Origin of the sequence: Nocardiopsis sp. CNT312, from assembly GCF_000515115.1 — a bacterium.
Classification (GTDB): domain Bacteria; phylum Actinomycetota; class Actinomycetes; order Streptosporangiales; family Streptosporangiaceae; genus Nocardiopsis.
This window is the reverse complement of the sequence record NZ_KI911536.1, coordinates 370,405-397,027: the sequence shown is the minus strand read 5'-3', so window position 1 is coordinate 397,027 and position 26,623 is coordinate 370,405. Positions and strand designations below refer to the sequence as shown.

The 26,623-nt window shown below is 72.0% G+C and carries 28 protein-coding genes and 3 pseudogenes; 13 read left to right on the top strand and 18 right to left on the bottom strand.

The window, feature by feature from the left end; translation table 11 throughout:
- Window position 1: 1 nt before the first annotated feature.
- From B042_RS0118775 to B042_RS0118755, 5 genes are all read right to left on the bottom strand, one after another.
- Window positions 2-1,432, bottom strand: a complete 1,431-nt coding sequence (locus B042_RS0118775; RefSeq protein ID WP_028649627.1) for a sugar porter family MFS transporter — start codon at window positions 1,430-1,432, stop codon at window positions 2-4.
- A 137-nt stretch (window positions 1,433-1,569) separates the two neighbouring features.
- Entirely contained in the window at window positions 1,570-1,992 is a 423-nt protein-coding gene (locus B042_RS0118770; RefSeq protein ID WP_369797729.1) for a PaaI family thioesterase, read from the bottom strand.
- 76 nt (window positions 1,993-2,068) lie between these two features.
- Window positions 2,069-2,359 (bottom strand): YiaA/YiaB family inner membrane protein, encoded by a 291-nt coding sequence (locus tag B042_RS0118765; RefSeq protein ID WP_028649625.1) that lies wholly within the window; start codon window positions 2,357-2,359, stop codon window positions 2,069-2,071.
- 47 nt (window positions 2,360-2,406) lie between these two features.
- Window positions 2,407-2,955 carry a cation:proton antiporter gene (locus B042_RS0118760; RefSeq protein WP_028649624.1) on the bottom strand — a complete coding sequence of 183 codons (549 nt, stop codon included), beginning with the start codon at window positions 2,953-2,955 and terminating at the stop codon, window positions 2,407-2,409.
- 55 nt (window positions 2,956-3,010) lie between these two features.
- A complete protein-coding gene (locus B042_RS0118755; RefSeq protein WP_028649623.1) occupies window positions 3,011-4,123 on the bottom strand; it encodes an FAD-binding oxidoreductase in 1,113 nt (370 codons plus the stop codon).
- 134 nt (window positions 4,124-4,257) lie between these two features.
- Between B042_RS0118755 and ddaH the strand changes: the two genes are divergently transcribed.
- Both ddaH and B042_RS25920 read left to right on the top strand, forming a co-directional pair.
- On the top strand, window positions 4,258-5,049 hold the full coding sequence (gene ddaH / locus B042_RS0118750) for a dimethylargininase (protein ID WP_028649622.1): 792 nt from the start codon (window positions 4,258-4,260) through the stop codon (window positions 5,047-5,049).
- 262 nt (window positions 5,050-5,311) lie between these two features.
- A complete protein-coding gene (locus B042_RS25920; RefSeq protein ID WP_155989212.1) occupies window positions 5,312-5,524 on the top strand; it encodes a hypothetical protein in 213 nt (70 codons plus the stop codon).
- A 24-nt stretch (window positions 5,525-5,548) separates the two neighbouring features.
- Here the strand turns inward: B042_RS25920 and B042_RS23855 are convergent, their stop codons facing one another.
- Entirely contained in the window at window positions 5,549-6,562 is a 1,014-nt protein-coding gene (locus B042_RS23855) for a Gfo/Idh/MocA family protein (RefSeq protein WP_051415783.1), read from the bottom strand.
- Window positions 6,563-6,690: 128 nt separating this feature from the next.
- Between B042_RS23855 and B042_RS0118735 the strand changes: the two genes are divergently transcribed.
- Complete coding sequence (locus tag B042_RS0118735) at window positions 6,691-7,083, top strand: hypothetical protein (RefSeq protein ID WP_028649621.1); 393 nt, start codon at window positions 6,691-6,693, stop codon at window positions 7,081-7,083.
- Here the strand turns inward: B042_RS0118735 and B042_RS0118730 are convergent.
- From B042_RS0118730 to B042_RS0118710, 5 genes are all read right to left on the bottom strand, one after another.
- On the bottom strand, window positions 7,080-8,045 hold the full coding sequence (locus tag B042_RS0118730) for a DUF4097 family beta strand repeat-containing protein (protein WP_028649620.1): 966 nt from the start codon (window positions 8,043-8,045) through the stop codon (window positions 7,080-7,082). The two genes, B042_RS0118735 and B042_RS0118730, sit on opposite strands and share 4 nt — an antisense overlap.
- Before the next feature lie 32 nt (window positions 8,046-8,077).
- A complete protein-coding gene (locus tag B042_RS0118725) occupies window positions 8,078-8,767 on the bottom strand; it encodes a response regulator transcription factor (protein ID WP_155989210.1) in 690 nt (229 codons plus the stop codon).
- Window positions 8,764-10,104: a sensor histidine kinase gene (locus B042_RS0118720; RefSeq protein ID WP_028649618.1), complete on the bottom strand. Its 1,341-nt coding sequence runs from the start codon at window positions 10,102-10,104 to the stop codon at window positions 8,764-8,766. The genes B042_RS0118725 and B042_RS0118720 overlap by 4 nt, the downstream gene beginning before the upstream one ends.
- Window positions 10,105-10,264: 160 nt before the next feature.
- Window positions 10,265-10,735, bottom strand: coding sequence for a VOC family protein (locus tag B042_RS0118715; protein WP_028649617.1), 471 nt, complete (start codon window positions 10,733-10,735; stop codon window positions 10,265-10,267).
- A gap of 129 nt (window positions 10,736-10,864) precedes the next feature.
- A complete protein-coding gene (locus B042_RS0118710; protein ID WP_028649616.1) occupies window positions 10,865-11,839 on the bottom strand; it encodes an alpha/beta fold hydrolase in 975 nt (324 codons plus the stop codon).
- A 213-nt stretch (window positions 11,840-12,052) separates the two neighbouring features.
- On the opposite strand from B042_RS0118710, the gene B042_RS0118705 reads away from it, so the two are divergent.
- Both B042_RS0118705 and B042_RS0118700 read left to right on the top strand, forming a co-directional pair.
- The gene (locus B042_RS0118705; protein WP_028649615.1) at window positions 12,053-12,850 is read left to right on the top strand and encodes a class I SAM-dependent methyltransferase; all 798 of its coding nucleotides are present in this window, start codon (window positions 12,053-12,055) and stop codon (window positions 12,848-12,850) included.
- Between the two features lie 99 nt (window positions 12,851-12,949).
- Entirely contained in the window at window positions 12,950-13,357 is a 408-nt protein-coding gene (locus B042_RS0118700) for a MarR family winged helix-turn-helix transcriptional regulator (RefSeq protein WP_028649614.1), read from the top strand.
- A gap of 12 nt (window positions 13,358-13,369) precedes the next feature.
- On the opposite strand, the gene B042_RS0118695 is transcribed toward B042_RS0118700, so the two are convergent.
- Together B042_RS0118695 and B042_RS26255 are read right to left on the bottom strand one after the other, a co-directional pair.
- Window positions 13,370-13,948, bottom strand: coding sequence for a GNAT family N-acetyltransferase (locus B042_RS0118695; RefSeq protein WP_028649613.1), 579 nt, complete (start codon window positions 13,946-13,948; stop codon window positions 13,370-13,372).
- 48 nt (window positions 13,949-13,996) lie between these two features.
- A pseudogene (locus B042_RS26255) lies at window positions 13,997-14,128 on the bottom strand (DNA-binding response regulator); the annotation flags it as partial.
- Between the two features lie 135 nt (window positions 14,129-14,263).
- On the opposite strand from B042_RS26255, the gene B042_RS0118690 reads away from it, so the two are divergent.
- Entirely contained in the window at window positions 14,264-16,141 is a 1,878-nt protein-coding gene (locus tag B042_RS0118690) for an ABC transporter ATP-binding protein (protein ID WP_028649612.1), read from the top strand.
- A 57-nt stretch (window positions 16,142-16,198) separates the two neighbouring features.
- Here B042_RS0118690 and B042_RS0118685 read toward each other — a convergent pair whose 3' ends face one another.
- Entirely contained in the window at window positions 16,199-17,470 is a 1,272-nt protein-coding gene (locus B042_RS0118685) for a metallophosphoesterase family protein (protein ID WP_028649611.1), read from the bottom strand.
- Window positions 17,471-17,967: 497 nt separating this feature from the next.
- Here B042_RS0118685 and B042_RS0118680 point away from each other — a divergent pair, with 497 nt between their 5' ends.
- On the top strand, window positions 17,968-18,945 hold the full coding sequence (locus tag B042_RS0118680; RefSeq protein ID WP_028649610.1) for an aldo/keto reductase: 978 nt from the start codon (window positions 17,968-17,970) through the stop codon (window positions 18,943-18,945).
- A gap of 4 nt (window positions 18,946-18,949) precedes the next feature.
- Here the strand turns inward: B042_RS0118680 and B042_RS0118675 are convergent, their stop codons facing one another.
- The gene (locus B042_RS0118675) at window positions 18,950-19,510 is read right to left on the bottom strand and encodes an XRE family transcriptional regulator (RefSeq protein WP_028649609.1); all 561 of its coding nucleotides are present in this window, start codon (window positions 19,508-19,510) and stop codon (window positions 18,950-18,952) included.
- 30 nt (window positions 19,511-19,540) lie between these two features.
- Between B042_RS0118675 and B042_RS0118670 the strand changes: the two genes are divergently transcribed.
- On the top strand, window positions 19,541-20,071 hold the full coding sequence (locus B042_RS0118670) for a GNAT family N-acetyltransferase (protein ID WP_197024360.1): 531 nt from the start codon (window positions 19,541-19,543) through the stop codon (window positions 20,069-20,071).
- Window positions 20,072-20,077: 6 nt separating this feature from the next.
- Here B042_RS0118670 and B042_RS0118665 read toward each other — a convergent pair whose 3' ends face one another.
- Window positions 20,078-21,031 carry a DMT family transporter gene (locus B042_RS0118665; protein ID WP_028649607.1) on the bottom strand — a complete coding sequence of 318 codons (954 nt, stop codon included), beginning with the start codon at window positions 21,029-21,031 and terminating at the stop codon, window positions 20,078-20,080.
- 165 nt (window positions 21,032-21,196) lie between these two features.
- Window positions 21,197-21,568: pseudogene (locus B042_RS26740) on the bottom strand (carbohydrate ABC transporter substrate-binding protein); the annotation flags it as partial.
- Window positions 21,569-21,614: 46 nt separating this feature from the next.
- Here B042_RS26740 and B042_RS0118660 point away from each other — a divergent pair.
- Entirely contained in the window at window positions 21,615-21,854 is a 240-nt protein-coding gene (locus B042_RS0118660) for a hypothetical protein (RefSeq protein WP_028649606.1), read from the top strand.
- A gap of 75 nt (window positions 21,855-21,929) precedes the next feature.
- The gene (locus tag B042_RS0118655) at window positions 21,930-22,961 is read left to right on the top strand and encodes a LacI family DNA-binding transcriptional regulator (RefSeq protein ID WP_028649605.1); all 1,032 of its coding nucleotides are present in this window, start codon (window positions 21,930-21,932) and stop codon (window positions 22,959-22,961) included.
- Window positions 22,962-23,408: 447 nt separating this feature from the next.
- On the opposite strand, the pseudogene B042_RS26250 reads toward B042_RS0118655, so the two are convergent.
- Window positions 23,409-23,588: pseudogene (locus B042_RS26250) on the bottom strand (gfo/Idh/MocA family oxidoreductase); the annotation flags it as partial.
- 159 nt (window positions 23,589-23,747) lie between these two features.
- On the opposite strand from B042_RS26250, the gene B042_RS0118645 reads away from it, so the two are divergent.
- The 3 genes from B042_RS0118645 to B042_RS25350 all read left to right on the top strand — a co-directional run bounded on the left by B042_RS0118645 (window position 23,748) and on the right by B042_RS25350 (window position 26,611).
- Complete coding sequence (locus B042_RS0118645; RefSeq protein ID WP_028649603.1) at window positions 23,748-24,737, top strand: pirin family protein; 990 nt, start codon at window positions 23,748-23,750, stop codon at window positions 24,735-24,737.
- Between the two features lie 216 nt (window positions 24,738-24,953).
- The gene (locus B042_RS0118640; RefSeq protein ID WP_028649602.1) at window positions 24,954-26,495 is read left to right on the top strand and encodes a sodium-dependent transporter; all 1,542 of its coding nucleotides are present in this window, start codon (window positions 24,954-24,956) and stop codon (window positions 26,493-26,495) included.
- Entirely contained in the window at window positions 26,495-26,611 is a 117-nt protein-coding gene (locus B042_RS25350; protein ID WP_081748864.1) for a methionine/alanine import family NSS transporter small subunit, read from the top strand. Before B042_RS0118640 ends, B042_RS25350 begins: the two co-directional genes overlap by 1 nt.
- Window positions 26,612-26,623: the final 12 nt, after the last annotated feature.

Below are 26,623 nucleotides of genomic sequence, written 5' to 3'. Positions count from 1 at the left end.
GCTACCGGGCCAGGTCCTCCATCTCCTCCAGCGTCTTGCCCCGGGTCTCGCGCACGAAGCGCCACACAAAGAAGAACGAGGCCAGCGCGAAGGCCGCGTACATGGAGTAGGCCCCGCTCAGGTTCCAGTCCCGCAGGGTCGGGAAGGTGACGGTCACCAGCCAGTTGGCCAGCCACTGGGTGGCGGTGGCCACGGCCATGGCGGCGGCACGTACCCGCAGGGGGAACATCTCCCCCAGCAGCACCCACACCACCACGCCCCAGGACAGGGCGAAGAAGAGCACGAAGGCGCTGGCCGAGACCAGCGCGGCCACGGCCCATCCGTAGGGGAGCTGGGCCTGTTCGCCGACGACCCGGGCGTGGCTGAAGGCGTGGGCGGTCAGGGCCAGGGACACCGTCATACCGACCGAGCCGACCAGCAGCAGGGGTTTGCGCCCCAGGCGGTCCACGAGCATGATCGCCACGAACGTGCCGAGGATGTTGACGATCGAGGTGAACAGGCTCAGCAGCAGCGAGTCGGACTCGGCTATCCCCACCGACTGCCACATCGAACTGGAGTAGTAGAAGATGACGTTGATCCCCACGAGCTGCTGGAACGCCGAGACGGCCATGCCGATCCACACGATCGGCATCAGCCCATAGCGTCCGGCCAGGTCCCGCAGGCGCGGGCACCGCTCGGTGCCCAGGGCCGTGTGGATCTCCGCGATGCGGCGCTCCACCTGGTCCACCGATCCGCCCTCGACCTCGGCCAGGATCCTGCGCGCCTGCGCGTCGCGCCCGGTGCGCACCAGGTAGCGGGGCGACTCGGGGATGGTCAGGCTCAGCAGCAGGTAGATCAGGGCGGGCAGCACCTCGATGCCCAGCATCCACTGCCAGGCCTGGACGGGGCCCAGGTCGTTGTGCGCGCTGCCGTCGGCCGACTGGGCCACGGCGTAGTTGACCAGTTGGGACACGGCGATGCCCAGGACGATCGCCAACTGCTGCAGGGCGGCCAGGCGGCCCCGGTAGGCAGCCGGGGAGACCTCCGCGATGTAGGTGGGCGCGATCACCGACGCCATGCCGATGGCGATGCCGCCGACCACGCGCCACAGGGTCAGGTCCCACACCGAGAAGGGCAGCGCCGAACCGAGGGCGCTGGCGGCGAACAGCACGCCGGCGATCTGCATGACGCGGATACGGCCGAACCGGTCGGCGAGGGTGCCCGCGACGGCCGCCCCCAGCGCGCTGCCCAGCAGGGCGGCGGCGACGGTGAAGCCGAGGGTGGCCGGCCCCACCCCGAACCGCTCCTGGATGGCGTCGACGGCGCCGTTGATGACCGCGCTGTCGTAGCCGAAGAGGAACCCGCCCATGGCCGCGGCCGCGGCGATCAGCGTGACGTGGACGATGTTGACCTCGCCCCCGGTCTCGGCGCTCTCGCTCCCCGCTCCGCCCACGTTCACTCCTCACGTCCCCGACCCGTCCGCCGGTGCGGCGGTTGGGGCCAGCGTGGGGGACGGGCGTCCCCGACCAGGGAAACGAAACGCGCTCTGGACCGAATATGGGGCGGTATTGACCGTTGCGCAGGGGTAAGTCAGGGGGTGCGGGGCGGTTCCAGCACCGAGACGGTGCCCTGGGCCGCGGCGCACAGCGTCTCGGTGTCCGCACCGTCCAGGGCGCTCACGTCGCAGCGGCACACCACACGGGTGCGCCCGGCCCGGACGACACGGGCGCGGGCGCGCAGCGCGGTGCCGCCGGCCGGGCGCAGGTAGTCGATGGTGAACCCGGCGGTGAGGACGCCGGGGCCTACCGCGGAGCCGGCGGCGAAGGTGAGCGCGTTGTCGGCCAGGTAGCCCAGGACACCGCCGTGCACGAACCCGTTCTGCTGGCACAGGTCCTCGCGCACGTCCAGTTCGAGCACGGCCTCGCCGCCGCCGTAGGAGACCAGACGGGTGCCCAGCAGCGCGCTGAAGGGCTGGTCCGCCAGCACCTTGCGCGCGAGGTCGACGTCCTGCACCACGCCCACCTTCCCTCTCCGGATCCCGCATGCGACTGGTGGGACGAATCTAGCGCAGCTCCGGCGCGGAGACGGGTCAGGGGCGCGGCTGGGGCTGCTCGTGGCCGTTCCACACCGGCATAGGCGGGTACTGCTGCGCCATCTCCTCGGCGAGGGCGTCCTCCTGCCGGTCGCGTACGCACTTGGCGAGGGTGAAGGTGGAGGTGATGACGAACAGGACGCTCATCCCCAGGAAGGCGCGCATCCACAGGTCGACGGGCAGGTAGACGATGCCCGCGCCCGCGCCGACGGAGGAGGCGGCGAAGGCGATGATGGACTGCAGGTAGAACTGTGGGGTGGCCCGCGGACGGGGGAGGAAGGGGTGCATGGCTTCATGGTGGCCCTTCCCTGGCCTGTACGCCTGAGTACCGCTACCTACCGGCCCGTTCGTGGCCGTGGCGCACCAGTGCCGGCCCGGCTTGGGGGAAGACCAGGGCCGAGACCATAACCTGCGCCGGTCAGGGCGGCGGCGTGCGCCGAGTCCGGGGCTGCGGTCTCGGTGCCAGTGGTGGCCGGGACCACCAGCAGGGGCAGGGCGGTGGTGGTCAGGGACAGGCCGATGATGAGTGTGCCCCGGAGGCCGCCGGTCACCAGCCAGGCGGCGGCCACTCCCGGGGAGAGGGCCCGCGCGGTGCCGGTATGCCGCGGTGTTCCTCGGGCCGCCCGTGCGACGTCGGTCCCGTAGCCGGCCATGAACATCAGCAGTGCGAGGCCCATGCCTGAGAGGGCCGCGACGCTCTCGGTCTCCCCGACCGGACCCATCCCCGAAGGGCCGATCGCGCTGCCCAGCGCGATGTCCAGGACCACGCCGGGCAGCGCGATCCAACGGGCGGCCACGGCCGCGGACAGGATGGCCAGCACGGTGCCGGGCTCGCGCTCTCCACCGAGGCCGCCTTTCTGGGTGGAGGTCTTCTCCCAGGTCATCGCGGGCCGTGATGGGGCCGATGCGGTGGAAGGCGCGCCTTGGGCCGGTGCGGTCTCAGTCGGCGGGGCGGTCGGGGCGAAACGCCGCCAGATCCAGTCCGGTGTCCTCGCCCGTGGCCAGGCGTGCGGCGACCAACCCCTGGTACGGGCCGAAGGTCAGCCCCTGGCCGCCCAGCCCGGTGGCCACCACCACGCCGGGCAGGTGGTCGAGGGCCCCCAGCAGTTGCTGCCCGTCCTGGGTGCCCGGACGCAGCCCCACCCGGGTCTCCACGACGGTGGCTCCGGCCAGCGCGGGAAGCACCTCCACGGCGGTGGACAGGTTGTGCAGCAGCCCGCCCGCGGTCGTGCGCAGGTCGAAGCCGGCCTCGGGCTCGACGGTTCCGCCAGTGACGACCCGGTCGGGGCCGAAGGCGCACACGAAGTAGTCGCGCTCACCGAAGCGCACCACCGGCCACCGGCGTGTGCTGGTCCCGGGCAGCGCGAAATGCGTCATCTGGCCGCGCACCGGGAACAGGGGCAGGTCCGTGCCCGTGGCCGCCAGCAGGTCGGCTGACCAGGCGCCGGCGGCGACGATGACCGTCGCGGCCTCCAGTTCGTCGCCGTCCACGCTCACCCCGGTGACGCGGTGGCCGTTCCAAGCCAGGTGCGCGCGGCCCTTGTGGTAGCGCAGCCCCCGTTCCTCGGCCGCGTTGAACAGGGCGGCTCGGGCGCGGCGGCCGTTGACGCGGGCCATGCCCTCGATGTGGACGCCGCCGTAGGCCTCGGGGACCAGGGGGAAGCGGCGGGCCGGCTCCCCGGCGGGCAGCCGCTCCACCCGGCCCATGGTGGCCAGCTCCGGCCGCTGCGCCAGGGCGCGGAGGAGTTCGTATCCGGCGTCGTCGCCCTCGCGGTCCACCGACATGCCCCCGACCGCCTCGTAGCCGGTCAGGTGTCCGTCGCGGGCCAGTTCGTCCATGAGTTCGGGGTAGTGCGCGGCTGCGCGCGCCTTGAACTCCCACACCGCGGGCGCGTCCCAGGGGAAGGGCCAGGGAAAGACGGCTCCAGTACCTGCCGCCGTGGCCTGCCCCGGGTGGGCGGCGTCCACCAAGGCGGTGGACACCCCCTTTCTGGTCAGGTGGAACGCGGCGCTGGCACCCACGATTCCGCCGCCGACGATGATCACGTCCATGGGCCCACCCTGCCGTGCAGGGCGTTTACGGACAAGCCGCCCGGCCCGCGTGGCGCGAGGGGGCCGGGGCCGCCCGCGAGGGTAGGTTGCGCCTCGACCCGTTCCCCGCTCCCGACCCCCTTGGAGGCCCTGCCGTGCACGATTACACCAGTGCGGGCGTCGCCCTGACCCGCAGGCCCGGACCCGACCTGGCGCGGGGCATCGTCACGCACCTACCCCGCACGCCGGTGGACCCGGTGCTGGCCATGCGCCAGTACGTGATCTACCAGGAGGTACTGGCCTCGGCGGGCTGGCGCGTGCGCGAGGTCGATCCGGCGCCCGAACACCCCGACTCGGTGTTCGTGGAGGACACCGTGGTGGTGTGCGGTGATCTGGCGGTGCTGACCCGTCCGGGTGCGCAGGGGCGGCGCGGCGAGGTCGAGGGTGTGGAGGCGTCGGTGCGGTCGTTGGGGCTGCGTGTGGCGCGGGTGGAGCCGCCGGGGAGACTGGAGGGCGGGGACGTGCTCCAGGTGGGGGCGCGCGTCTACGTGGGGGTGGGCGGCCGTACCGACGTGGAGGGAGCCGACCAGTTGGCGCGTCTGATCAAGCCGTTGGGGTACGAAGTGGAGCCGGTGGCCCTGGGACCGGCGGTGCACCTGAAGTCGGCGGTGACCGCCCTGCCCGACGGGTCGCTGATCGGCCTGCCCCATCTGGTGGAGGCCCAGGCGATGGCCCCGGTGCGCGCGGTGTCCGAGGAGCCGGGGGCGTGTGTGCTCCCGTTGGGCGGTCGGGAGGTGATGGTCAGCGCGGCCGCGCCCGCCACGATCCGTGCGCTGGCCGCCGCCCGGTGGCGGGTGGTTCCGGTGGACATCTCCGAGTTCGAGAAGCTGGAGGGTTCGGTGACGTGCCTGAGCGTCCTGCTCCCTGACGGGGCCGGGACTGTGTGAGGGGGTGCTCTCACGCGGCGGCCTCGCCTTCGGCGCTCACCTTTCGGCGTCGTCGGCCACACGGCGCACGGATCGACCGGTGCTTCGGGGCACTCCCCGCGATGCCGGGGCGGATTGACCGACGGGAGTGTCGACAAAGATGGACACCCCTGGGAGCGGCGGGACGATGCGCCCGACCACGGGCAGGAGGGCGCCGATGACCGCGGTCATGGTCCGCACCGAGAGTCTGGCCGAACGCGTTGGCTATGCCTAGGCGGTCACCGTGCCGACCGGCCCCGCGGTGGTGTGGACCGCCGAAGCCTGTCCGTTGGACCGGGACGGCGCCACCGCCGCCGCGGGTGACCCGCCAGGCGACGCGCAACCTGGAGACCGCGCTCGACGCGGCCATGACGCGCCCGGCGCTCCGCTCGGCATGACCGTGCCGGGCCCTCCCGGGCCAGTGCTGGAGGTCGTCGCCCTCACGGTGGACCGGTGAACACAGCCCAAGGGGCCGGGCGGGTCAGGACCGGGGCGCGGAGCCTTCGGGCTGAGCGTCGGTGAAGGCGGCCACGTCGCGGATCCGGTCGACCAGCCGGGCCAGGCGCAGGCTCTCCTCCCACGGCATGTCCGGGCTCTCCAGCTCGCCCCGGGCCACGCACCGCGCCACCTCCTCGGCCTCGTACTCGTAGCCGTTGGCGCGCCAGGGCCTTTGGAAGGCCTCCGGCTCCCCGCCCCGGCGGTGCAGCACCACCTCGGTTGGCGCCCAGGAACGGTCCAGTTCCAGCCACCCCTCTTCACCGACCAGCACGGCGCGGTTGGGCATCGCCGAGCGTGTCGCGCAGCGCAGGGCCGCCGACGCCCCGTCGGCGCCGCGCACGAGGACGTCGGTGTGGGTGTCGACCGTGTGGTCGGGCGACAGGTGCCGGGTGGCGCCCACGACGGTGAGGTCGCCCAGGAAGTGGGAGGCCAGTGCCAGCGGGTACACGCCCACGTCCAGCAGTGCCCCGCCGCCCAGCGCGGGGTCGAACAAACGGTGGGCGGGGTCGTAGGGGGCGCTGAAGCCGAACTCCGCCGTCAGCGAGCGCAGGGGCCCGATCGCGCCGTCGGCGACCAGTTCGCGCGCCAGCCGGTAGGCGGGCAGGAACCGCGTCCACATGGCCTCCATGAGGAAGCGCCCCTGCGTGCGTGCGGCGGCCACCATCTCCGACGCCTGCTGGGCGTTCATCGCCATGGGCTTCTCCACCAGCACGTGCTTGCCCGCCCTCAGGAACGCCAGGGTGTGCGGGTGGTGGGCCGGGTGGGGGACGGCGATGTAGACCGCGTCCACGCCGGGGTCGTCGGCCAGGTCCTCGTAGGTCCCGTGGGCCCGGGGGATCCCCCAGGTGTCGGCGAAGGCGCGGGCCCGCTCGGCGGTGCGCGAGCCGACCGCGGTGACCTGCGCGCTGGGGGTGCTCTTCAGGGCTTCGAGGAAGGTGTGCGCGATACCGCCGGTTCCGGCCACTCCCCAGCGCAGTGCGCCCGCATCATGTGTCATGTGCACATCGTAAAAAGACCGTCATGTCCCATTCGCGGTGGGGTGGGTGTTCGGTTTCACCGGAGCGGACCCGTACGGTGGCGGGAGGAGTACCGAGCCGCTCGCCGCGGGAGATCGAACGGAGGGGAATGTCGGACACGCTCGCCCACAGGCTGGGGGTTCGGTCCGGGGACCGCCTGCTCGTCCTCAACGCCCCCGAACGCTACCTGCGCCTGCTCCAGCCGCCCGAGGGCGTCCACATCGACCTGGGAGCCCTCGAGGGCGCCCGATACGACGGCGTCCACTTCTTCGCGCTGGACCGCGGCACGGTCACCCGGGAGGTTCCTGAGGCGTTGGACCTGGTGGGTCCCCGCACCCGGCTGTGGCTGTGCTACCCCCAGCGGGGAGGCACGATCATCACGGACCTGACCGCCGACCGCGGCTGGAAGGTGCTGGAGGCGACCGGCTGGCACCGTACCGTCCAGGTGCCGATCGACACGGACTGGGCGGCGCTGCGCTTCGAACCCTCCAACGGTTCCTAGCCGATGCCGACCGAACCGCTGACGGTGTCGACGTCGATCCGCGCGTCGGCCTCCGGCGAGGTGTCCACGTCCACGGTGCGCGACCCGGAGACCGATTCCCCCCGCACGTCGTAGCTGCCGTCGGGGACGTCGATCCGCACACTGCCGCTGGTGGAGTCCACCTCCAGCAGTTCGAAGGGGGTGCCGGTGTCGATGCTGACGCTGCCGGAGGTGGTCGAGATCCGCGCTGTGGTGAACCCGCCCCCTGCGGACAGGGAGCCGCTGGTGGACTCGGCCTCCACCGTCTCGGCGGTGAAGCCGGACACGTCCATGCTGCCGGAGACCGTCGTGGCCCTCAGCGCCAGACCGCTCCCGGAGGCGGTGATCCGTCCCGAGGCAGTCTCGACCGAGGCCGAACCCCGCACCCCGTCCAGTTCCACGCGCCCGGAGGCGGTCGACACCTCCACGTCCCCGGTGTGCTGCTCCACCCTGATCCTTCCGCTGGCGCTGGACAGTTCGAGGGAGCCCTCGACGTTGGCGACGCGAATGCTTCCGCCGGCGGTGGCGACAGCCACCGCGGTCCCCTCGGGGACCGACACGTCGTAGTCGACCGCGCAGTCGCCGAGGAACCAGGGCCCCTCGCACTCGGCGCGCACCCGCACCCGCTCGCCGCTCCGGTCGACGTGCTCGCCGGGCTCCTGGAACGGGGTGGCGTGCAGCGTCCGCTCCAGGACGACCTCCTCTCCCCCGCCGCTGACGGTCACCTCGCCGGAGGTGCGGTTGTCGATCTCCAAGGCGGTGGCCTGGGGAAAACCGTCACTGAGCGAGCGGCGGTCCACGTCCACGCCGCGCAGTACCGAGAGCGCCACCACGGCGACCAGGAGCACGGCGACCAGGGCCCCCAGCAGTACCAGCGGACCCGCGCGGAACCCTCCCGGCTCCTTGCTGGAGGAGGCGTACAGCCCTCGGGCCTTGAACGTCACGTCTGTTCCTTTCCTCGTCTGTCGTACTCCGGTCAGGGGCGGTCAGCGCCGCGCAGGTAGCGCAGGACGGCTTGGACTCTGCGGTGGTCGTGTTCCTCCCGGCCCAGGTCGAGCTTGGTGAAGATCGAGCGGATGTGTTTCTCCACCGCTCGTTCGGTGACACTCAGGCGCGCGGCGATCCCGGCGTTGTTCAGCCCCTGGGCCATGACCTCCAGCACCTCCCCCTCACGGGGGGTGAGCCGCTCCAGGGCGCTGTCGCGGCGGCTGCTGAGCAACTGGGAGACCACCTCGGGGTCGATGGCGGCGCCGCCATCGGCCACCCGGCACAGCACGGACAGGAACTCGTCGATGTCGGCGACCCGGTCCTTGAGCAGGTAGCCCACACCGGTGGCGCCGCCGCCGAACAGGTCGGAGGCGTAGCGGCTCACCACGTGCTGTGACAGCAGCAGAACGGCTACTCCTGGGTGGTCGCGGCGGATGCGCACCCCCGCCTCGATGCCCTCCTCGGAGTAGGTGGGCGGCATGCGGATATCGACCAGGCACAGGTCCGCCTCGGGGTGGGAGCGCACCGAGGCCAGCAGGGTGTCGGCGTCGCCCACCTGGTCGAGGATGCGCACCCCCGCCTCCTCCAGGAGCAGGGCCATACCGCTGCGCAGCAGTACCGAGTCCTCAGCGATGATGACGCGCGGTCCGTCCGCTCCGGTGCACTCGTGCATGCTCATGCCTCCCAAGGGATGTCGGCGGTCAGCGCGGTGCCCGCTCCGGCGGGGCTGTGGACGGTGAGGGTGCCGTCGACGGCGTCCACACGGTCCCACAGGCCGTACAGCCCCGTGCCCGCCTCCGGGTCGGCACCCCCCTCGCCGTCGTCGGTGACGGTGATGCGCAGCAGGGCGCCGTTCCGGGGCCGCTCCACACGCCGGGCGCGGACGCGGACGTGCCCGGCCCCGGCGTGCCTGGCGGCGTTGGTCAGCGCCTCGCACACCACGTAGTAGGCCACGGCCTCGGCCCGGGGGGAGGGGCGCCGTTCTAGGTCCGCGTCGATCTCCACGGGGACCGGGCAGTGCCCTGCGGCCACGGGCAGGGCGGAGGGCAGCCCGTGGTCGGTGAGCACGCGCGGGTGCAGGCCGCGAGCGATCTGGCGCAGCTCCTCCATGGCCTCCCCCGACTCGCGCCTGGCGCGGTCGATCAGCTCCAGGGCCCCGTCGGGGTCGGAGGACAGGCGGGTGCGGGCACGGGTCAGCGTCATGGACAGGGCCAGGAGCCGCTGCTGAGCCCCGTCGTGCAGGTCGCGTTCGATGCGGCGCCGTTCGGACTCGGCGGCGTCGACCATACGCAGGCGGCTGTCCTGGACGTGCAGCAGACGCCGACGCATGCGCACCTCGGGGGCTTCCAGGTGCAGGGCGCGGTGGAGCGCCACCTCCCCGGCCACCAGGTAGGGGGCCAGGCGCAGGCCGAGCAGGGCGGCGACCGGTCCGGCGGCCATGAGCAGGGCCGGTCCGGCCGGGTCGCCGGGCGCACCGTTGGCCAGGATGTAGGCGAAACCGAGCAGAGCCCCCAGAGCGGCGGCACCGGCGCACACCACCAGAACGACGACCAGCGCGCCGGCCAGCAGTGCGTAGGCCCCGGCGAGGGTGCTGCGCGCCACCTGGACCCAGGCCCGGCCTCCGAACAGGGACCGCCACAAACGCGCGGCGAGGGACCCGGTGTCCGCTGGGTCGGCGGGGCCGGTCTCCACGAAGCCGAAGACGGACCTGAGCCGGTCGCGCTGGATGCGGCAGGACAGGAGGGCCAGTGGACCTGCCGTGCACAGTGCCGCCACAAGGACGAGCGCGTCCAGGGCGGGGCGGCCGGAGGCGAGCGCCTGGGGGACGGACGGCGGGTGGGGGGTGAACAGCAGGACCGTCCAGGTGAGCGCCGACAGCACCAGCACAGCGGGCAGCAGATAGAGCAGGGCCAGGACCAGGGTGGTCATCAGGTGGAGGACCGCGACCAGACGGGCGCGCCAGGTGGAACCGTAGGCGTCGGCGGCGTGGGAGAGGTTGGCCAGAGCCCACGCCATGGCACGGCCCCCGCCGGGGGCCGTGCCATAGGGGGCGCTGTCACCGCTCATGGTGGACACGGTAGTTTTCCGGACCCGGCCCGGGCGATGCCGCCAGCACGTGAAATGACGGTGGTGGAGGCACCACCGCGTGTGCCGGGGCGCTCGGTGCCCCGGCGGCTCACCCGGCGTCGGCGGCGCGGCGCAGTTCGGCCACGTCGATCCTCTGCATGCCCATCATGGCCTGGGTGGCCCGCTGCGCGCGGCCGGAGTCGGGGTCGCTCAGCAGTTCCATGAGCTGGGCCGGGACGATCTGCCAGGACAGTCCGAAGCGGTCCTTGAGCCAGCCGCAGCGGTCCTCCCGGCCGCCGTCGGCGGTGAGGGCCTCCCACAGTGCGTCGACCTCCTTCTGGCCCTCGCACAGGACCTGGAAGGAGAACGCCTCGGTGAAGGTGAACGCGGGTCCGCCGTTGAGGGCGACGGCCCTCTGCCCGGAGAGTTCGAACTCCACGGTCAGGACCCGCTCCTCGGGGCCGCTTCGGGTGGTGCCGAGGATACGGGAGCCGTCGAAGAGGCCGGTGTACAGGCGTGCGGCCTCCTCGGCCTGGTCGTCGAACCACAGGAAGGGCGTGATGCTCGTGACGGTGACCATCGGGGTGTCCTCTCGTGTCGCGGTGCGTGGGCGGGGCGCGTGCCCGCCCTCTCACCTACACGTCGCGCGGCACCGCCCCGGATCGACACGCCCGCGGAACCTTCTCCGCCGGATCCGCCCCGCGTACGCTCACCGGTCGTCCCTCTCCAGTTCGGCGAGGAAGTTCAGCAACGCGGCGTTGACCTCGGCGGGGCGTTCCTGCTGGGTCCAGTGGCCGCATCCGGGCAGGGTGATGTTGCCGTAGACGCGGGGGGCGACCAGGTGGAGGTTCTCGCGCAGGAAGTCCACGCCGCGCATCCTCGCGACCATGTCGCGGTCGCCGATCACGTACAGGGCGGGCACGTCGACCGTGCGGCCCTGGAAGGGGGCGAGCAGCCCCTGGTTGCGTTCGATGTTGCGGTACCAGTTGAGGGGTCCGGTGAAGCCGCCGGGGCCCTGGAAGGCCCCGGCGAACACATCCAGGTCGTTCTCGGTGAGCCAGCCGGGGAGCTGTTCGGGGTCGGCGAGGCTCTCCAGCAGGGGCTGCCCCTGGGCGATCATCCACATCGCGTGGTCGTCGGGGTTGTCGCCCGAGGCGGTGTAGAGCAGGCGGCGCAGGAACGCGGCGGGGTCGGCGCCCATCTGGGCGTCGATCTCCCCCGGGCTCTGGAAGCGGACCTGGTAGAAGTCCTCGCCGTAGATCTCACGCGTCACCGAGATCGCGGGCATCCCGGCCGGGGGCAGCGGCGGTACGCTCAGCCCCACCACGCCGCGTACCAGGTCGGGGCGGAGCAGTGAGGTGGTCCAGGCCACGGGTGCGCCCCAGTCGTGGCCCACTACCACGGCGTCGGAGGCCCCCAGGGCGTTGATCAGCGCGGTCACGTCGCCCACCAGGTGCGGGAGGGTGTAGGCGTCCACCGATTCGGGGGCGTCGCTGCCGCCGTACCCGCGCTGGTCGGGGGCCACGACCCGGTACCCGGCCTCGGCCAGCGGTGTGAACTGGTGGCGCCAGGAGTACCAGCTCTCGGGGAAGCCGTGCAGGAGCAGGACCAGCGGCCCCTCCCCCTGCTCGGCGATGTGCAGGCGGACGCCGTTGGCCTCGACGTGGCTGTGCTTGACGGTCAACGCTGGCTCCAGACCCCCGTTGGAGTGGGTGGGGTCTGGCCCGCCCGGGGGACCGCGGCGACCCTCAGTGGTGAGGATAGGCGAGACCGGTCACGCGCGCGCATCCGGTACGGACAACACCGTGCGTACCAGAATATGAGAAACGCGTCTCATGAAGAGAGACGTGGGTGTAATGTCCGAGAACCGGACCCCTCCCACCGAAAGGGACGCCCCATGGCGCGCTACACCCACGGCCAGCACCGCACCGTCACCGACTCCTACCGCTGGCGCAACGCCGCCAACTCCGCCGCCTACGCCCTGCACGAGATGACCCCAGGCCGCTCCCTGCTGGACGTGGGATGCGGCCCCGGCTCCATTACCGTCGACCTGGCCCAGCGGGTCGCCCCCGGGCCCGTCACCGCCGTGGACGCCTCCCCCGAGGCGATCGAACTGGCCCGCACCACCGCCAGGAACACAGGCGCGGACAACATCGACTTCCGGGTCGGCGACGCCCACGGCCTGGACCTGCCCGACGACTCCTTCGACATCGTCCACGCCCACCAGGTCCTGCAACACGTGGCAGACCCCGTGCGCGCCCTGGCCGAGATGCGGCGCGTGGCCCGCCCCGGCGCCGCGGTGGCCGTGTGCGACAGCGACTACTCCGCCATGTACTGGTACCCGCGCCTGCCTGAACTGGACGCGTGGATGGACCTGTACCAGAGCGTGGCCCGCGCCAACGGCGGAGAGCCCGACGCCGGCCGCCACATGGTGGCCTGGGCACACGCGGCCGGGTTCACCGACGTCACCTACGCGGCCGAGGCCTGGAGCCATTCCGCGCCCGACCGCCGCCACTGGTGGGGCACCATGTGGGCCGAACGCATCCTGGTCTCGGACCTGGGGCTCCAGGCCGTCCACGAGGGCCACGTCACCCGTGAGGAGCTGGAGGGCATCTCCCAGGGGTGGATCCGGTGGAGCCAGGACCCCGACGCGGTGTTCGTCGTGCCCCGCGGCGCCCTGCTGTGCCGTGCCTAGAACCGACACCGACACCCGGGAAGACCGCTGGCCAGGCCAGGCACGGCCGGTATAGCGTCGGAAACCGTGTGGACACCGTCGCGCACACTGGAGGAGACCATGTCCGACCTGCCGATCGGCTACTGGCTCAAGCACCTGGACCGGTTGATCGAGAACGACTTCGACCGCGCCCTGTCCACCGAATCACTGGGACGGCGCCACTGGCAGGTCCTCACCTCCCTGCACAGCGAACCCGCGACGGTGCGCGACCTGGACCACAGGCTCGCCCCGTTCCTGGAGGAGGGCGAGCCCACCGTCGCCCCCGCCGTGGAGGAGCTGCGCCGTCGCGGCTGGGTGGAGGGCGGCACCCCCCTGTCCCTGACCGCCGCCGGGCAGAGCGCGCACGAGGAGCTCTTCGACAAGGTGGGCCAGGGGCGCCGCCGCCTGAGCCGGGGCATCAGCGAACAGGAGTACCACGCCGCCGTCGACGTCCTGGAACGCATGTCGGCCAACCTCGAACAGGGATGATCCTCCGGCACGCTAAGCCGACTCCCCGCCCAGGTCGCGGGCGAGTTCGACGAAGGCCAGGTCGGGGCGCTTGGGCAGGCCGAAGCGCGCGTCGCCGTAGGGGAAGGGGAAGGTCCGGCCCGTACGGGCATAGCCGCGCCGCTCGTACCAGGCGATGAGCTCCGCGCGCTGCCTGAGCACCTGCATCCGCATCAGGGGGCACCCCCACTCGCGCGCGGCGATGCGCTCCGCCTCCGCCAGCACACGCCGCCCCAGCCCGCCGCCCTGGACCGTGGGCCGCACGGAGAACATCCCGAAGTAGGCGTCCTCCGCGCCGCGCCGCAGCTCGCAGCAGGCCGCCAGGTCCCCGCCGGACTCGGCCACCAAGACGAGCGTGTCGTCGCGGGCCAGCAGGGCGGCCATCCCACCCTCGTCCACGCGCTGGCCGTCGAGCAGGTGTGCCTCGGTCGTCCACCCCTGCCGCGAGCCGTCACCCCGGTAACAGGAGTTGACCAGCCCCACCAGCGCCGGGACGTCGCCAGTCCCGGCCTCGCGATAGTGCAGCTTCCTGACGTCCTGCGCAGCGGTGCCGCCGGTGTCGGTGGTGGTCACATCTCCCCCTTCGGGCTCGAATCGCTCCCCCAGTATCGGGTACCGCCGCGCCGTCACGGCCGGGACGAGCAGGTCCGGCCCGGCGTCCCTGAGCAGGAAGCCCCGGGCTCCCGCTCTGAGCGCGGCATAGGCGCACTCGTCCAGATCGAACACGGTGATGACGACGACCGCGAACGGATCGGCCCGAAGGAGGAGGAAGAGACCCCGACCGGAGGAACCTCCGGCCACCAGAATTGACCTCAACAAATGTTGAGGTCCTATGGTCGGATCGACCCCGACGACCGCGACCCCAGGGGGAGACCACCCATGATGGAGATGGCCGCGTGGAACTCCATGTACCACGCCATGCACGCCCAAGAGGACCAGCGCCCCTTCTCCCTACCGCTCCTACGGCGCATCTCCGCCTTCGCCCGTCCCCACTCCCGCCGACTGGCGTGGTACCTCGCCCTGAGCGTGGTCACCGCGGCCCTTGCCGTCGCCTCCCCCCTGCTCGCGGGCCGCATCGTCGACGCCGTCATCGAGGGCTCCGCCCTGGGGCTGGTCCTGGCCCTTGCCGGACTCATCGCCGCCGTCGCGGTGGCCGAGGCCGCCCTGGCCCTCGCCGTGCGGTGGATGTCGGCCCGCTTGGGCGAAGGGCTCATCCTGGACCTGCGCACCACGGTCTACGACCACGTCCAGCGCATGCCGGTCGCCTTCTTCACCCGCACCCGCACCGGAGCCCTGGTCAGCCGCCTCAACAACGACGTCATCGGAGCCCAGCGTGCCTTCAGCGACGTCCTCTCCGGCGTGGCGGGCAACCTTGTCACCCTCGCCCTGGCCCTAGTGGTGATGCTCGGCCTGTCCTGGCAGATCACCCTGCTGTCCCTGGCCCTGCTCCCGGTGTTCGTCCTGCCCGCACGCCGCATGGGCGCCCGCCTGGCCCGCATCGAACGCGAACGCGCCCTGCACAACGCCGCCATGGGCACCCAGATGACCGAACGCTTCTCCGCCCCCGGAGCCACCCTCGTCAAACTCTTCGGCCGCCCCCGCGAGGAGTCCGCCGAGTTCGCCCGCCGCGCCGGCCGGGTCCGCGACATCGGCGTGCGCACCGCCATGGTCCAGGAGGTGTTCTTCGTCGCGCTCACCCTGGTCTCCGCGCTGGCGCTGGCCCTGGTCTACGGGCTGGGCGGCATCTACGCGCTGCGCGGCCAACTGGAGGCTGGCACGGTCGTGGCCATGGGCATGCTCCTCACCCGCCTGTACGCACCGCTGACCGCCCTGGCCGGCGCACGCGTGGAGGTGATGAGCGCCCTGGTCAGCTTCAGCCGCATCTTCGAGGTCCTCGACCTCGAACCCCTGGTCCGCGAGCGGCCCGGCGCCCGCACCCTGCCCGAAGGGCCGACCTCTCTGGAGTTCGACGAGGTGACCTTCGCCTACCCCAGCGCTGAGAAGGTGTCACTGGCCTCCCTGGAGGAGGTCGCCGCTCTGGACACCGCCGACCACGGCACCGTCCTGCACGGCGTGTCCTTCCACATCGAACCGGGACAGATGGTCGCCCTGGTCGGATCCTCGGGCGCGGGCAAGTCCACCATCGCCCAGCTCGCCCCCCGCCTCTACGACGCCGACACCGGATCCGTCCGCCTGGGCGGCCACGACGTACGCGACCTGACCTTCGCATCGATCCGCCAGGCCCTGGGCGTGGTCACCCAGGACGGCCACCTCTTCCACGAGAGCATCCGGGCCAACCTCACCCTGGGCAGCCCCGAGGCCACCGACGACCGCTTGTGGGACGCGCTGCGCCGCGCCCGCCTGGACCGGCTCGTCGCCTCTCTGCCCGAAGGCCTGGACACGGTGGTCGGTGAACGCGGTTACCGCTTCTCCGGCGGCGAGCGCCAGCGGCTGACCATCGCCCGACTGCTGCTGACCGACCCCGAGGTGGTCATCCTCGACGAGGCGACCTCCGCACTGGACTCCACCTCCGAGGCGGCGGTCCAGGAGGCCCTGGCCGAGGCGCTGCGCGGCCGCACCTCCCTGGTCATCGCCCACCGGCTGTCCACGATCCGCGCGGCCGACACGATCCTGGTCGTGGAGGCCGGACGGATCGTCGAACGCGGCACCCACACCGAACTGCTGTCGCTGGAGGGCCGCTACGCCGAGCTGTACCGCACACAGTTCACCGAGGGCGGGCCGCAGGAGCCCGCCGCACTCGGATGACACCCCGGTCCCCGGTGGCGCCACACTGGGGACCGGGGCTTTCGCAACGGAAGGGACCTAGAGGGTGTCGGTCACGGTCTTGCCGTCGCTCTTGTCGATGGTGAAGGAGTCCACGACGGTGCCGTCCGCGGTGCGGGCGGTGTAGTGCAGGGTGTCGCCGTCCACCTCCACAGCCTGGTAGGTGGAGGTGTCGGAGAACTGCACCCGCACCTCGGCACCGTTATCGGTCCAGTTGTCCTCGGAGATGTCGTACATCTTGGTGCCCGTCACCGCGACGGTGTAGACCGGCCCGGTCTGCACGGCCGGGTCGGCGGTGGCGTTGGCGGCCGCGTTGCCGCGCCCGTAGGAGTGGTCGTGGCCCTGCAGGACCAGGTCGACGTCGTAGTCCTCGAAGGTGTCGAGCCAGGCCTGGCGCAGGACGGCGTTGTCGCGGTCGGGGCTGTTGGAGAAGACGGGGTGGTGGAAGGTGACCACCGTCCAGGGGTGGGGGTTGTCGGCCAGGACGTCCTCCAGCCAGTTCCGCTGGAGGTCCATCCAGATCCGGCTGCCGATCGGCGCGGCCTGGCGGTAGTTGGAGTTGAGGACGACGAAGCGCACGCCCTGGTAGTCGGTGTAGTAGGTGGTGAAGGGCAGGTGGCGTCCCCAGGAGCTGGCGCCGTTGTCCGGCGTGGGGAACTGAGGCCGCCAGTAGTCGCTCAGGGAGAGCAGCGCGTACTCGTGGTTGCCGGGGGTAGTGACGTGGTTCATGGTTCCGGTGGCCTCGGGTCCGAAGGCGTTGAACCAGTCGGTCCACTCCGACTCGCTGTTGGCGTCGTTGACCAGGTCGCCGGCGTGCACGGCCAGCTCGGCGTCGGGCTCGGCGGCCAGCGCGGCCTGGGCCAGGGGAGCGCCGCCGGTGGAGATGCCGTTCTGCACGTCGCCGAAGTACAGGAAAGTGAAGGGGTCGGCACCGGAGGAGGCGGTGGTGAAGGTGCGCCAGGGGCTGAAGGCGGTGCCGTCGCCCACGCGGTAGCGGTAGTCGGTGTCGGGGGCCAGACCGTCCGCGGTGGCGGCGTGGAAGGAGCCGCCGACCGATCCGGTCTCGGCACCCCCGACGGTGGTGACCTGGTCGGGTGCGGCGGCGGGGGCGATCTCCAGGACGGGGGCGCCGGAGCCCTGCGAACGCCAGGTGAGGGTCTGGGAGGTAGCGGGATCAGCGGTGGGGACGAGGATGACGCGCTGGGGACCGGTGGCCGCTGAGGCAGCAGGGGGCGTCATTGCCACGCAGGCCAGGGTCAGTACGGCCGTGCCGAGAGCGGCGAGGGTGCGGCGGGCAGCGGAGTCGGACACGATGGGGGTGCCTTTCTGCCGGGGGAGCGCTGACGCGGCGACGGTAGCCTCCCGCCGACAACACGGCGTGAACCGTCGTGGACCATCCGTCGCGGCGCGGTGAACGCCGGGCGTGGCTTTCCTTTCCTACCCAGGGCACGGGCCCGGGGCTCCGGGCGGAAGCTCTTCAGCGTGATCGAGCCAGGAACCCCGCCTCTTCGGAGCCGGAAGGAACCGCTGCTCTCAAGGAGGGGCGGCCCGCACCAGAGCACGGGGCCCGGCTGTCGGCCGCGGCCGGGACGGCACTGGCCGGTGCACGGGCCGCGCCGATGCTGGGGTGTGAAGACCGAGTGCGGGTGCAGGGTGTGGACGACGCTGCGGCCCCTCCCGCCGCACATGTCAGCCCGAAGACGGCACGGGCGCCTTCGCGCGTCCCGGCGGTACAGGCGGACCCCTGAGGTGGGACGACCGGGTGCACCCGTGTTTGGGAACGCTCCCATAGGCCTAGGATCGGCCCCATGGACACACGCACGCTCGGACGCACCAAGCAGAACGTGGGCGCCGTCGGATTCGGCGCCTGGCAGATCGGCGGCACCTGGGGACAAGTCACGGAAGACGACGCCCTCGCCGCCCTGCACGCGGCCGCTGACTCCGGCGTCACCTTCTTCGACACCGCCGACGTCTACGGTGACGGCCGCAGCGAGAGGCTGGTCGGCCGACTCCTCAAGGAGCGCCCCGGCCTCACTGTGGCCACCAAGATGGGCCGCCGCGCCGACCAGCGGCCCGCCAACTACAACCCCGACCACTTCCGCGCCTGGAACGACCGCTCACGCGACAACCTCGGCGTGGACACCGTCGACCTCGTCCAACTGCACTGCCCGCCCCGCGAGGTGATCGACACCGACGCCGTCTTCGACGACCTGGACGCCATGGTCGAGGAAGGCCGCATGCGCGCCTACGGCGTGTCCGTGGAGACCTGCGAGGAGGCCTTGGCCGCCATCGCCCGTCCCGGCGTGGCCACCGTGCAGATCATCCTCAACGCCTTCCGCCACAAGCCCCTCGAACAGGTCCTCCCCGCCGCCCGCGAAGCCGGGGTCGGCATCATCGCCCGCGTCCCCCTGGCCAGCGGCCTGCTCTCGGGCCGCTTCACCGCCCACACCTCCTTCGCCTCCGACGACCACCGCACCTTCAACCGGGGCGGAGAGGCCTTCGACCAGGGCGAGACCTTCTCCGGCGTGCCCTACGAGGTCGGCCTGGAGGCCGTGGAACGCCTGCGCCCCCTGGTGCCCGAGGAGGCCACCATGGCGCAGTTCGCGCTGCGCTGGATCCTCGACCAGGAGGGCGTCAGCGTGGTCATCCCCGGTGCCCGCAACGCCGACCAGGCCCGGCGCAACGCCGATGCCGCGGCGCTGGCCCCGCTCGGCGCCCACACGCACGAGCGCGTCCGCCGGATCTACCACGACCTGGTCCGACCGCACGTCCACCACCGCTGGTAAGGCCTCAGCTCCGGCGCACGGTGAGGGCGATCAGATAGCGGCAGACCTTTCCCTCCGGGTTGTGGTACTCGCAGGGGGCGGGCGGACCGAGTTCGAGGCAGTCGCCGACCGAGAGCACGTGCTCCTCCCGCCCCTCGCGGAACACCAGCACGCCCTCGACCACCCAGATCTGGTGGTGGGCGAGCAGATAGGCCTCGGCCGGGTAGGACACCCGCGCCCCAGCGGGCAGTTCGACCTCCACCAGCTCCACCGCACCCCCCCGGGGGGAGACCGACCGCCGCCGGTAACCGGTCTCGGGATCGGTCCACACCTGCTGGTCCGCCCGGCGTGCCAGACGCCCGCCGTCGTGCTCGGCGTGCGCGATGAGCTGGGACAGCGTGATTCCCAGCGCTGCCGCTAGCCGCCCCAGGAGCACGGCCGTGGGCTGCACGTCCCCGCGCTCGATCCGGCTGACCATGGCACGGGATACCCCGGCGCGCTCGGCCAGAGCGGTTCCGGTGAGGCCGCGGGAGGTGCGCAGCTCGCGCAGGGAAACGGCGAGGGCGGTGCCGAGTGCGTCACTCATGCGTTCACCATAGTGCACACTTCGTTTAGCATGGTGAACATGAGTGCAGTGACCACCCTGATCCGCGATGCCTCGCGCGACGACGCCCAGGCCTGCGCGGAGATCTACGCCCCCTACGCCACCGACACCGCCATCACCTTCGAACTGGACCCGCCCGGTGCCGGGGAGATCGCTGACCGCATCACCGCCTGCCAGCGCGAACACGCGTGGATCGTCCTGGAGGAGCGGGACCGGATCATCGGCTACGCCTACGGCGCCGCCTTTCGCGCCCGCGCCGCCTACCGCCGCTGTTGCGAGGTCAGCGTCTACCTGGACCGCGAACGCCGCGGCTCCGGCCACGGCCGCGCGCTCTACGAGGCCCTGATGCCCAGACTCGCCGCGCGCGGCATGACCTCCGCCATCGCGTGCATGACCCTGCCCAACGACGCCAGCCTGGCACTGCACCGCGCGCTGGGGTTCCGGGACGTGGGCGTGATGCACCGCGTCGGATACAAGTTCGACACCTGGTACGACGTGGCCTGGGCCGAACTCGACCTCACCCCGCTCACCCCGCCGGCCTGATCCGGCTCACCGCAGGTCCGGTTCGGCCTCGGGGACCGCGGCCGGAGCCTCGCGCCCGGAGGGCACCGCCGCCTGGGACACGCACGCACCCGCCACGATGACCACCGCGCCGAGCACCTGCACCGGGCCCAGCGCCTCCCCCAGCAGCACCCACGCCAGCACGATCGCCGTCACTACCTCCAGGTAGGCCACTCCCCCGGCCACCTGCGGTGACAGGCGCCGGATGGCCGCGACCCCGGTAAGGTAGGCCACCGCCGTGCACACCAGCCCCAGCCACAGGGCCAGCACCCACCCCGGCAGCCGCGCCCCGCCCAGGGGCAGCGGCTCGGCCAGCACCGCCCACGGCAGATCCCACGGGCTGGCCAGAGCCCCCAGCACCACCGCCGCCACGAGCGCCCCGGAGGCGACCAGCGCCAACGGATCGGTGTCCTCCCCGGCCGCGTCGGAGAGCAGGAGGTACCCGGCCTGCCCGGCGGCCGCCCCCAGAGCCAGGGACACCCCCACAGCGTCCAGGCGCAGGCCCGCCCACACCTCCAGTAGAAGCACCAGGCCGGCCACGGCCAGCACGACACCCGACACGGCCCAGGCCGACACCCTCCTGCGGCGCACCAGGCGAAACCACAGCAGCACCAGCACCGGGCCGGTGAACTCCAGGAGCAGAGCCACGCCCACCGGGATACGTGCGACCGCAGCGAAGTACAGTGCCTGCACACCCGCCATGGGGAAGATCCCGTAGCCCAGGACGAGCAGGGGCCTGTGCAGCACCAGCCGCCAGCGGGCGAGGGCGACCGGCGCCAGCGCCACCGCCGCCCCGACCATGCGCAGCCACGTCACGTGCAGCGGATCCAGACCCGCCTCCAGCAGAGGGCGGGCCGCCACACCCGCCCCGCCGAAGGCCAGAGCGGAGGCGGCGGCGAAGGCCAGCCCCGGGGTTCGACGACGTACGGGCTGCGCTGCCACGGGGCCTCCGCGTTCGGTGGTACCGGTTCCTGACACGGCCGAGCGTAGCCCTGGGGCACGGCGCGCATGGAAGGGCCCGTCGGGAGTACGCTCCCGACGGGCCCACCCCCCCGGTGGGCGGTTACTGTCCGTTGGCCTCTTCGACCTCGGAGACGAACTGCTCAGGGCCTCCTCCGGGTGGTCGGACTCGGACGAGACGGCGTAGAACATGGCCGGCTTGAAGAACATGCCGGTCCGGTCGGACTCGGTCTCACCCGGGTAGCGCAGCAGCTCCAGGTCGCATCCGGCCGACCCCGTCAAGCCGCCCAACTGGTTGGTCCAGAAGTGCGCCATCGCACCGCTGTTGGTGGCCAGGACCGACTGGTCGGGGCCACCGGCCTCGATCTCCACGCTCTGGGAGGCCTCCGGCTGTCCGCCGTTGTCCAGCAACTCCTCGGTGAGCTCGAACCACTTGGTCAGGGGCTCCTCGGAGAAGCCCAGCGACCCGTCCTCGTCGTACAGCTTCTCGCCGTGCTGGCGGGCGAAGAACGAGAAGCCCAAAAGGCGGCCGAGTCGGCGACGATCGTGTAGGCGTTTCGCCCTCGTGGTGGAGAACCCCGGCACCGTCCCCATCGGCCAGGGGCTCAACGCCATGGCCCCCGACCCCCTCGACACGCTCCTGCCCGAACACCACCCCACGACCGGCGGGAGCGCCCACACCCTCGCCGACGGCCGCGCCGTGTTCTCCTCCGAACGGGCGCGCACCCTGCTGGGGTGGGAACCCGCCCGCACCTGGCGCACACAACTGCCCCCCGAACAGCATCCGTCCGCCGAACGGCACTGACCAGCGGGCGCTCTCCGCTACGCTACAGAGAGGAAAGTGTTTTCCACCGTGGTGCGTAGTAAGAGGGGAAGCGGTGTGGGGGCCGGTTACGTCACTCTGGAACAGGTCGCCGAGCACGCCGGGGTGTCCCTGGCCACGGCCTCGCGCGTGATCAACGGCAGCACCCGCCAGGTGAGTGAGCGCCTACGCGAGAAGGTGACCGCCAGCGCCCGGGAACTGGGCTACCTGGCCAACGCCTCCGCACAGACCCTGGCGCGCAACAGCAGCTCACTGGTCGGTCTGATCGTCCACGACATCTCCGACCCCTACTTCTCCTCCATCGCCTCCGGCGTCACCCGCCACACCGAGGAACAGGACCTGGTCTTGGTGCTGGGCACCACCAGCCGCTCCCACCACAGGGAGAGCCGCCTGCTGGCGACCCTGCGTGCCCACCGGGCCCGCGCGGTGGTGCTGGTCGGCTCGCGCGCCACCGACGAGGAGGCCAACAAACGCCTGGCCAAGGAGATCGACGTGTTCCGCGGCCAGGGCGGCCGGGTTGCGTGCGTGTCCCAGCCCGGCCTGCCCGCCGACACCGTCAGCCCCGACAACCACGCCGGAGCGGCAGACCTGGCCCGCCACCTCATGGCCCAGGGCCACCGCGAGTTCGCCATCCTGGCCGGCCCCACAGATCTGAGCACCGCACGCGAACGCCTGGACGGATTCCACTCCGCGCTCTCCTCCGCAGGACTGGGCCTGGCCCACCACAACGTGGTCCACGGCGACTTCACCCGCGACGGCGGCTACGAGTCCACCCGGCGCCTCATGGCCACGGGCAACGACGCCACCTGCCTGTTCGCGGTCAACGACGTCATGGCCACCGGCGCGATGGCGGCCCTGCGCGACCTGGGCAAGAGCGTGCCCGGCGACCTGTCGGTGGCCGGGTTCGACGACATCCCCACCCTGCGCGACCTCACCCCCGCCCTGACCACAGTCCGGCTGCCTCTGGAGGAGATGGGGCGTCGGGCCGCCGCACTGGCCCTGGACGGCGAGCCCGCCCAGGAACCGCGCGTGGTCACCGTCCGGGGCGAGGTCGTCGAGCGCGCCAGCACGGCACCGCCCGCCTGCTGACCGGACACCGGTCAGCGCACTGCCCCGGCGGCGGACCGCCGTGCACGGGCACACCACCACGCACCCGCCGAGCCCTCACCCCCGACGCCCCGTGCGCTGCTGAGACCGCCCGCCCCTAAAACCCGGTGTCCTGGCCGACGACCGCTCGACAGAGGCACCCGACGGCGATCGGCCCCCGCGCTAGTGCAGGGTCGCAGGCACCGACACCTGTGCCTGCGCAACCGCACATGCGCCTCCAGGTCCTGAGCGGGCAGCGGCTCCTCCACGAAACGCAGCCCGAACTCCTCCAGCGCCGCCAGCGCACGCTCCACATCACGTGCCAGATCGGCCGAACCCACCTTGATCTTGACCGCCGTGTGCCCGGCCGCCACCCACCCCCGCACCTGCTCCACCAGGTCATCAAGGCAATAGTCCAGGTTCACCCCGCTACCGTAGGTGGGGCACCGACTCCCGGTGCCGCCCCACCGCGAGCCCGACCAGGATCGGTTCGGAGAGGATCCGGGAGCCGTCGGGCAGGCGCAGGCCGCCCTCCTCGCGTATGGCCAGAACCGAGCGGGTCAGGTGCTGCCTGTACCCCATGCGTCCGGTGGCGCCGTTCATGGCCGCACCCAACACGTGATCACCCATGGGTGGATACCGCCTTTCCGCGTGAAAGCGCTTTCCAGACTACGGCAAACCACCCTCCCAGCACCAGTGGGATCGTGGAGGCCCGTTCCGCCCCTGGCCGGAGGGGACGCCGCCGGCCCATCCCGACGGCGGGCCCCGCCCTCGGCTACCGTCGGCAGGGTGAGCAACCAGGAACCCCATCCAGGCGAACAGCAGGTGTGCACGGCCCGGCCCGCCCCTGGACCGCCCTCCGTCGAACTGCTCGCACCACGGCGGGTCCCGCTGGGCGGACCCCGCGCGATGCCGGTCCTGCGGTCGCTGCCGGGCAGGCACCGCCGCATGATCGGCGCGTGGTGCTTCGCCGATGTCTTCGGCCCCGCCGACGTGTCCGGGGGAAAGGGGATGCAGGTCCCCCCGCATCCCCACATCGGCCTGCAGACCGTCAGTTGGCTGGTCCGGGGCGCGGTCCGCCACCGCGACGGCCTGGGCTCGGACCGGGTGGTCCTCCCGGGTCGGCTGGGCCTCATGACCGCGGGCGGGGGCATCGCCCACTCCGAGCGCTCTCCGGTGGAGCGGCCACCGGTCCTGCACGGGGCGCAGCTGTGGGTGGCGCTGCCCGAGGCCGAACGCCGCGGCCTGCCCCGCTTCGAGTACCACGACGACCTGCCCGTGTTCACCCTGACCGACGCCCGGGTGACCGTCCTGGCCGGACAAGTCCACGGGCACCGCTCCCCCGCCCGCACCCACACCCCGCTCATGGGCGCCGAGGTCGCCCTGGCGGCCGGGGCCGCCGTACCTCTGGCGTTGCGCGGGGATTTCGAGCACGGCGTGCTGGCGCTGGACGCCCCGCTGCGGGTACTCGGCCACCGGGTGGAGGCCGGGGCGCTGCTGTACCTGGGCCCGGGGCGCGAAGAGGTCGTCCTGAGGACCGACCGCGACGCCCGCCTACTGGTGATCGGCGGGACCCCCTTCAGTGAGGACCTGCTGATGTGGTGGAACCTCGTGGGGCGCGACCACGACGAGATCGTCGCGGCCCGCGCCCACTGGGAGCGGGCCCGCACCGAGGGGGACGCCCGTTTCGCCCCCGTGGCCGGGGACCCCGGCCCCGCGCTGCCGTCCCCGGAACTGCCGGGCGTCCGGATGCACCCCCGTCCGCCCCACCGGCCCTGAGCCACGCACGCCACGCGCGCCGCCCGGATCGACCAAAGACGTCTCCCATGCCCGCCTCGTCCCGCGTGTCGCCGACGGTGATCCTCGACAAAACGCCTATAAAAACCCGAAGATCCGAGACATAAAGGCGAGTGGATCCCCTGATCCGCGCTCCTGTGTCCACACCCTGCTAGCGTTCGATTTGCGAACGACGGGATGGATTCGGGAGGCCTGAACATGGTCCGACACACGCGCGAGCAGTGGGGGACGCGCGCGGGCTTCCTGATGGCGGCCATCGGGTCCGCCGTCGGACTGGGCAACATCTGGCGCTTCCCCTACATCGCCTACGACAACGGGGGCGGCGCCTTCCTGGTGCCCTACCTCGTCGCCCTGCTCACCGCCGGAATCCCCCTGCTGATCCTGGAGTACGCCGTCGGGCACCGGTTCCGCTCCTCGCCGCCGCTGGCCTACCGGCGGCTGTGGCGCCCGGCCGAGGCGATCGGCTGGTGGCAGGTGGCGATCTGCTTCGTGATCGCGGTCTACTACGCCGTGATCATCGCCTGGGCCATCCGCTACACCTTCTTCTCTGTGGGGCAGCGGTGGGGCGAGGACCCCGACGCCTTCTTCTTCGTCGACTTCCTCCGGATCGGCGACGCCCCCGGTATGGTCTCCGGCTACGTCTCGGGGGTGGCCTGGCCCCTGATCGCGGTGTGGGCCCTCGTGCTGGGCGTCCTGGCACTGGGCATCCGCAACGGCGTGGAGAAGGCCAACCGGGTCTTCATCCCGCTGCTGGTCGCCCTGTTCCTCATCATGGTCATCCAGGCCCTCACCCTCGACGGTGCCGCCACGGGCCTGGACGCGCTGTTCACCCCCGACTGGGGTGCCATGGCCGACGGCGGCGTGTGGATCGCCGCCTACGGACAGATCTTCTTCTCCCTGTCCGTGGGCTTCGGGATCATGGTCACCTACGCCTCCTACCTGCGCCCCAGGACCGACCTGACCGGATCCGGCCTGGTCGCCGGGTTCGCCAACAGCTCCTTCGAGATCCTGGCCGGCATCGGTGTGTTCGCCGCGCTGGGCTTCATGGCCACCAGGACCGGCGCCGCCGTGGACGAGGTCGCCACCTCCGGGCTGGGGCTGGCCTTCGTCGCCTTCCCCCAGATCATCTCCAGCCTGCCCGTGGGCGCCGACCTGTTCGGCGTACTGTTCTTCGCCTCACTGGTGGTCGCCGGGCTCAGCTCACTCATCAGCATCGTGCAGGTCATCGTCTCGGCCGTGCACGACCGCACCGGACTGGGCCGCGTCCCCACCGTCCTGCTGGTGGGCGGCGCCACCGCGCTCGCCTCGATCCTGCTGTTTCCCACCCACGGGGGCCTGTTCTTCCTCGACGTGTTCGACCACTTCATCAACCAGTACGGCATCGCCCTGGCCGCGCTCGTGCTGATCGTGGCCGTGTCCTGGATCGCCCGCAGGCTGCCGATGCTCCAGCGCCACGTCGACGCCGTGTCCTCGGTCAAGCTGGGCCTGTGGTGGCGCCTGACCCTGGGTGCGCTCACACCGGTGCTGCTGGGCCTGATGATGTGGGACAGCCTGCGCGCCGAACTGGCCCAGAACTACGGCGACTACCCCACCGGCTTCCTGCTCGCCGCGGGCTGGGGCGTAGCCCTCGGGGCGATCGTCTTCGGCGTGGTCGTCTCGCTCGTGCCCTGGCGGACCGCCGACGCACTCGCGGCCCGGGACTTTGAGGCCGCCTCGCACGGCACGGAAGGGGAGCGGTGATGTCCACCAGCGCCATCATCATGATGGCCGTCGCCATCGTCCTGGTCTGGGGCGGCCTGCTCGCGGCCGTGCTCAACCTGCACCGCAACCCCGAGGAGCCCGAGCACCGGGACTAAGGCGCAAGGTGT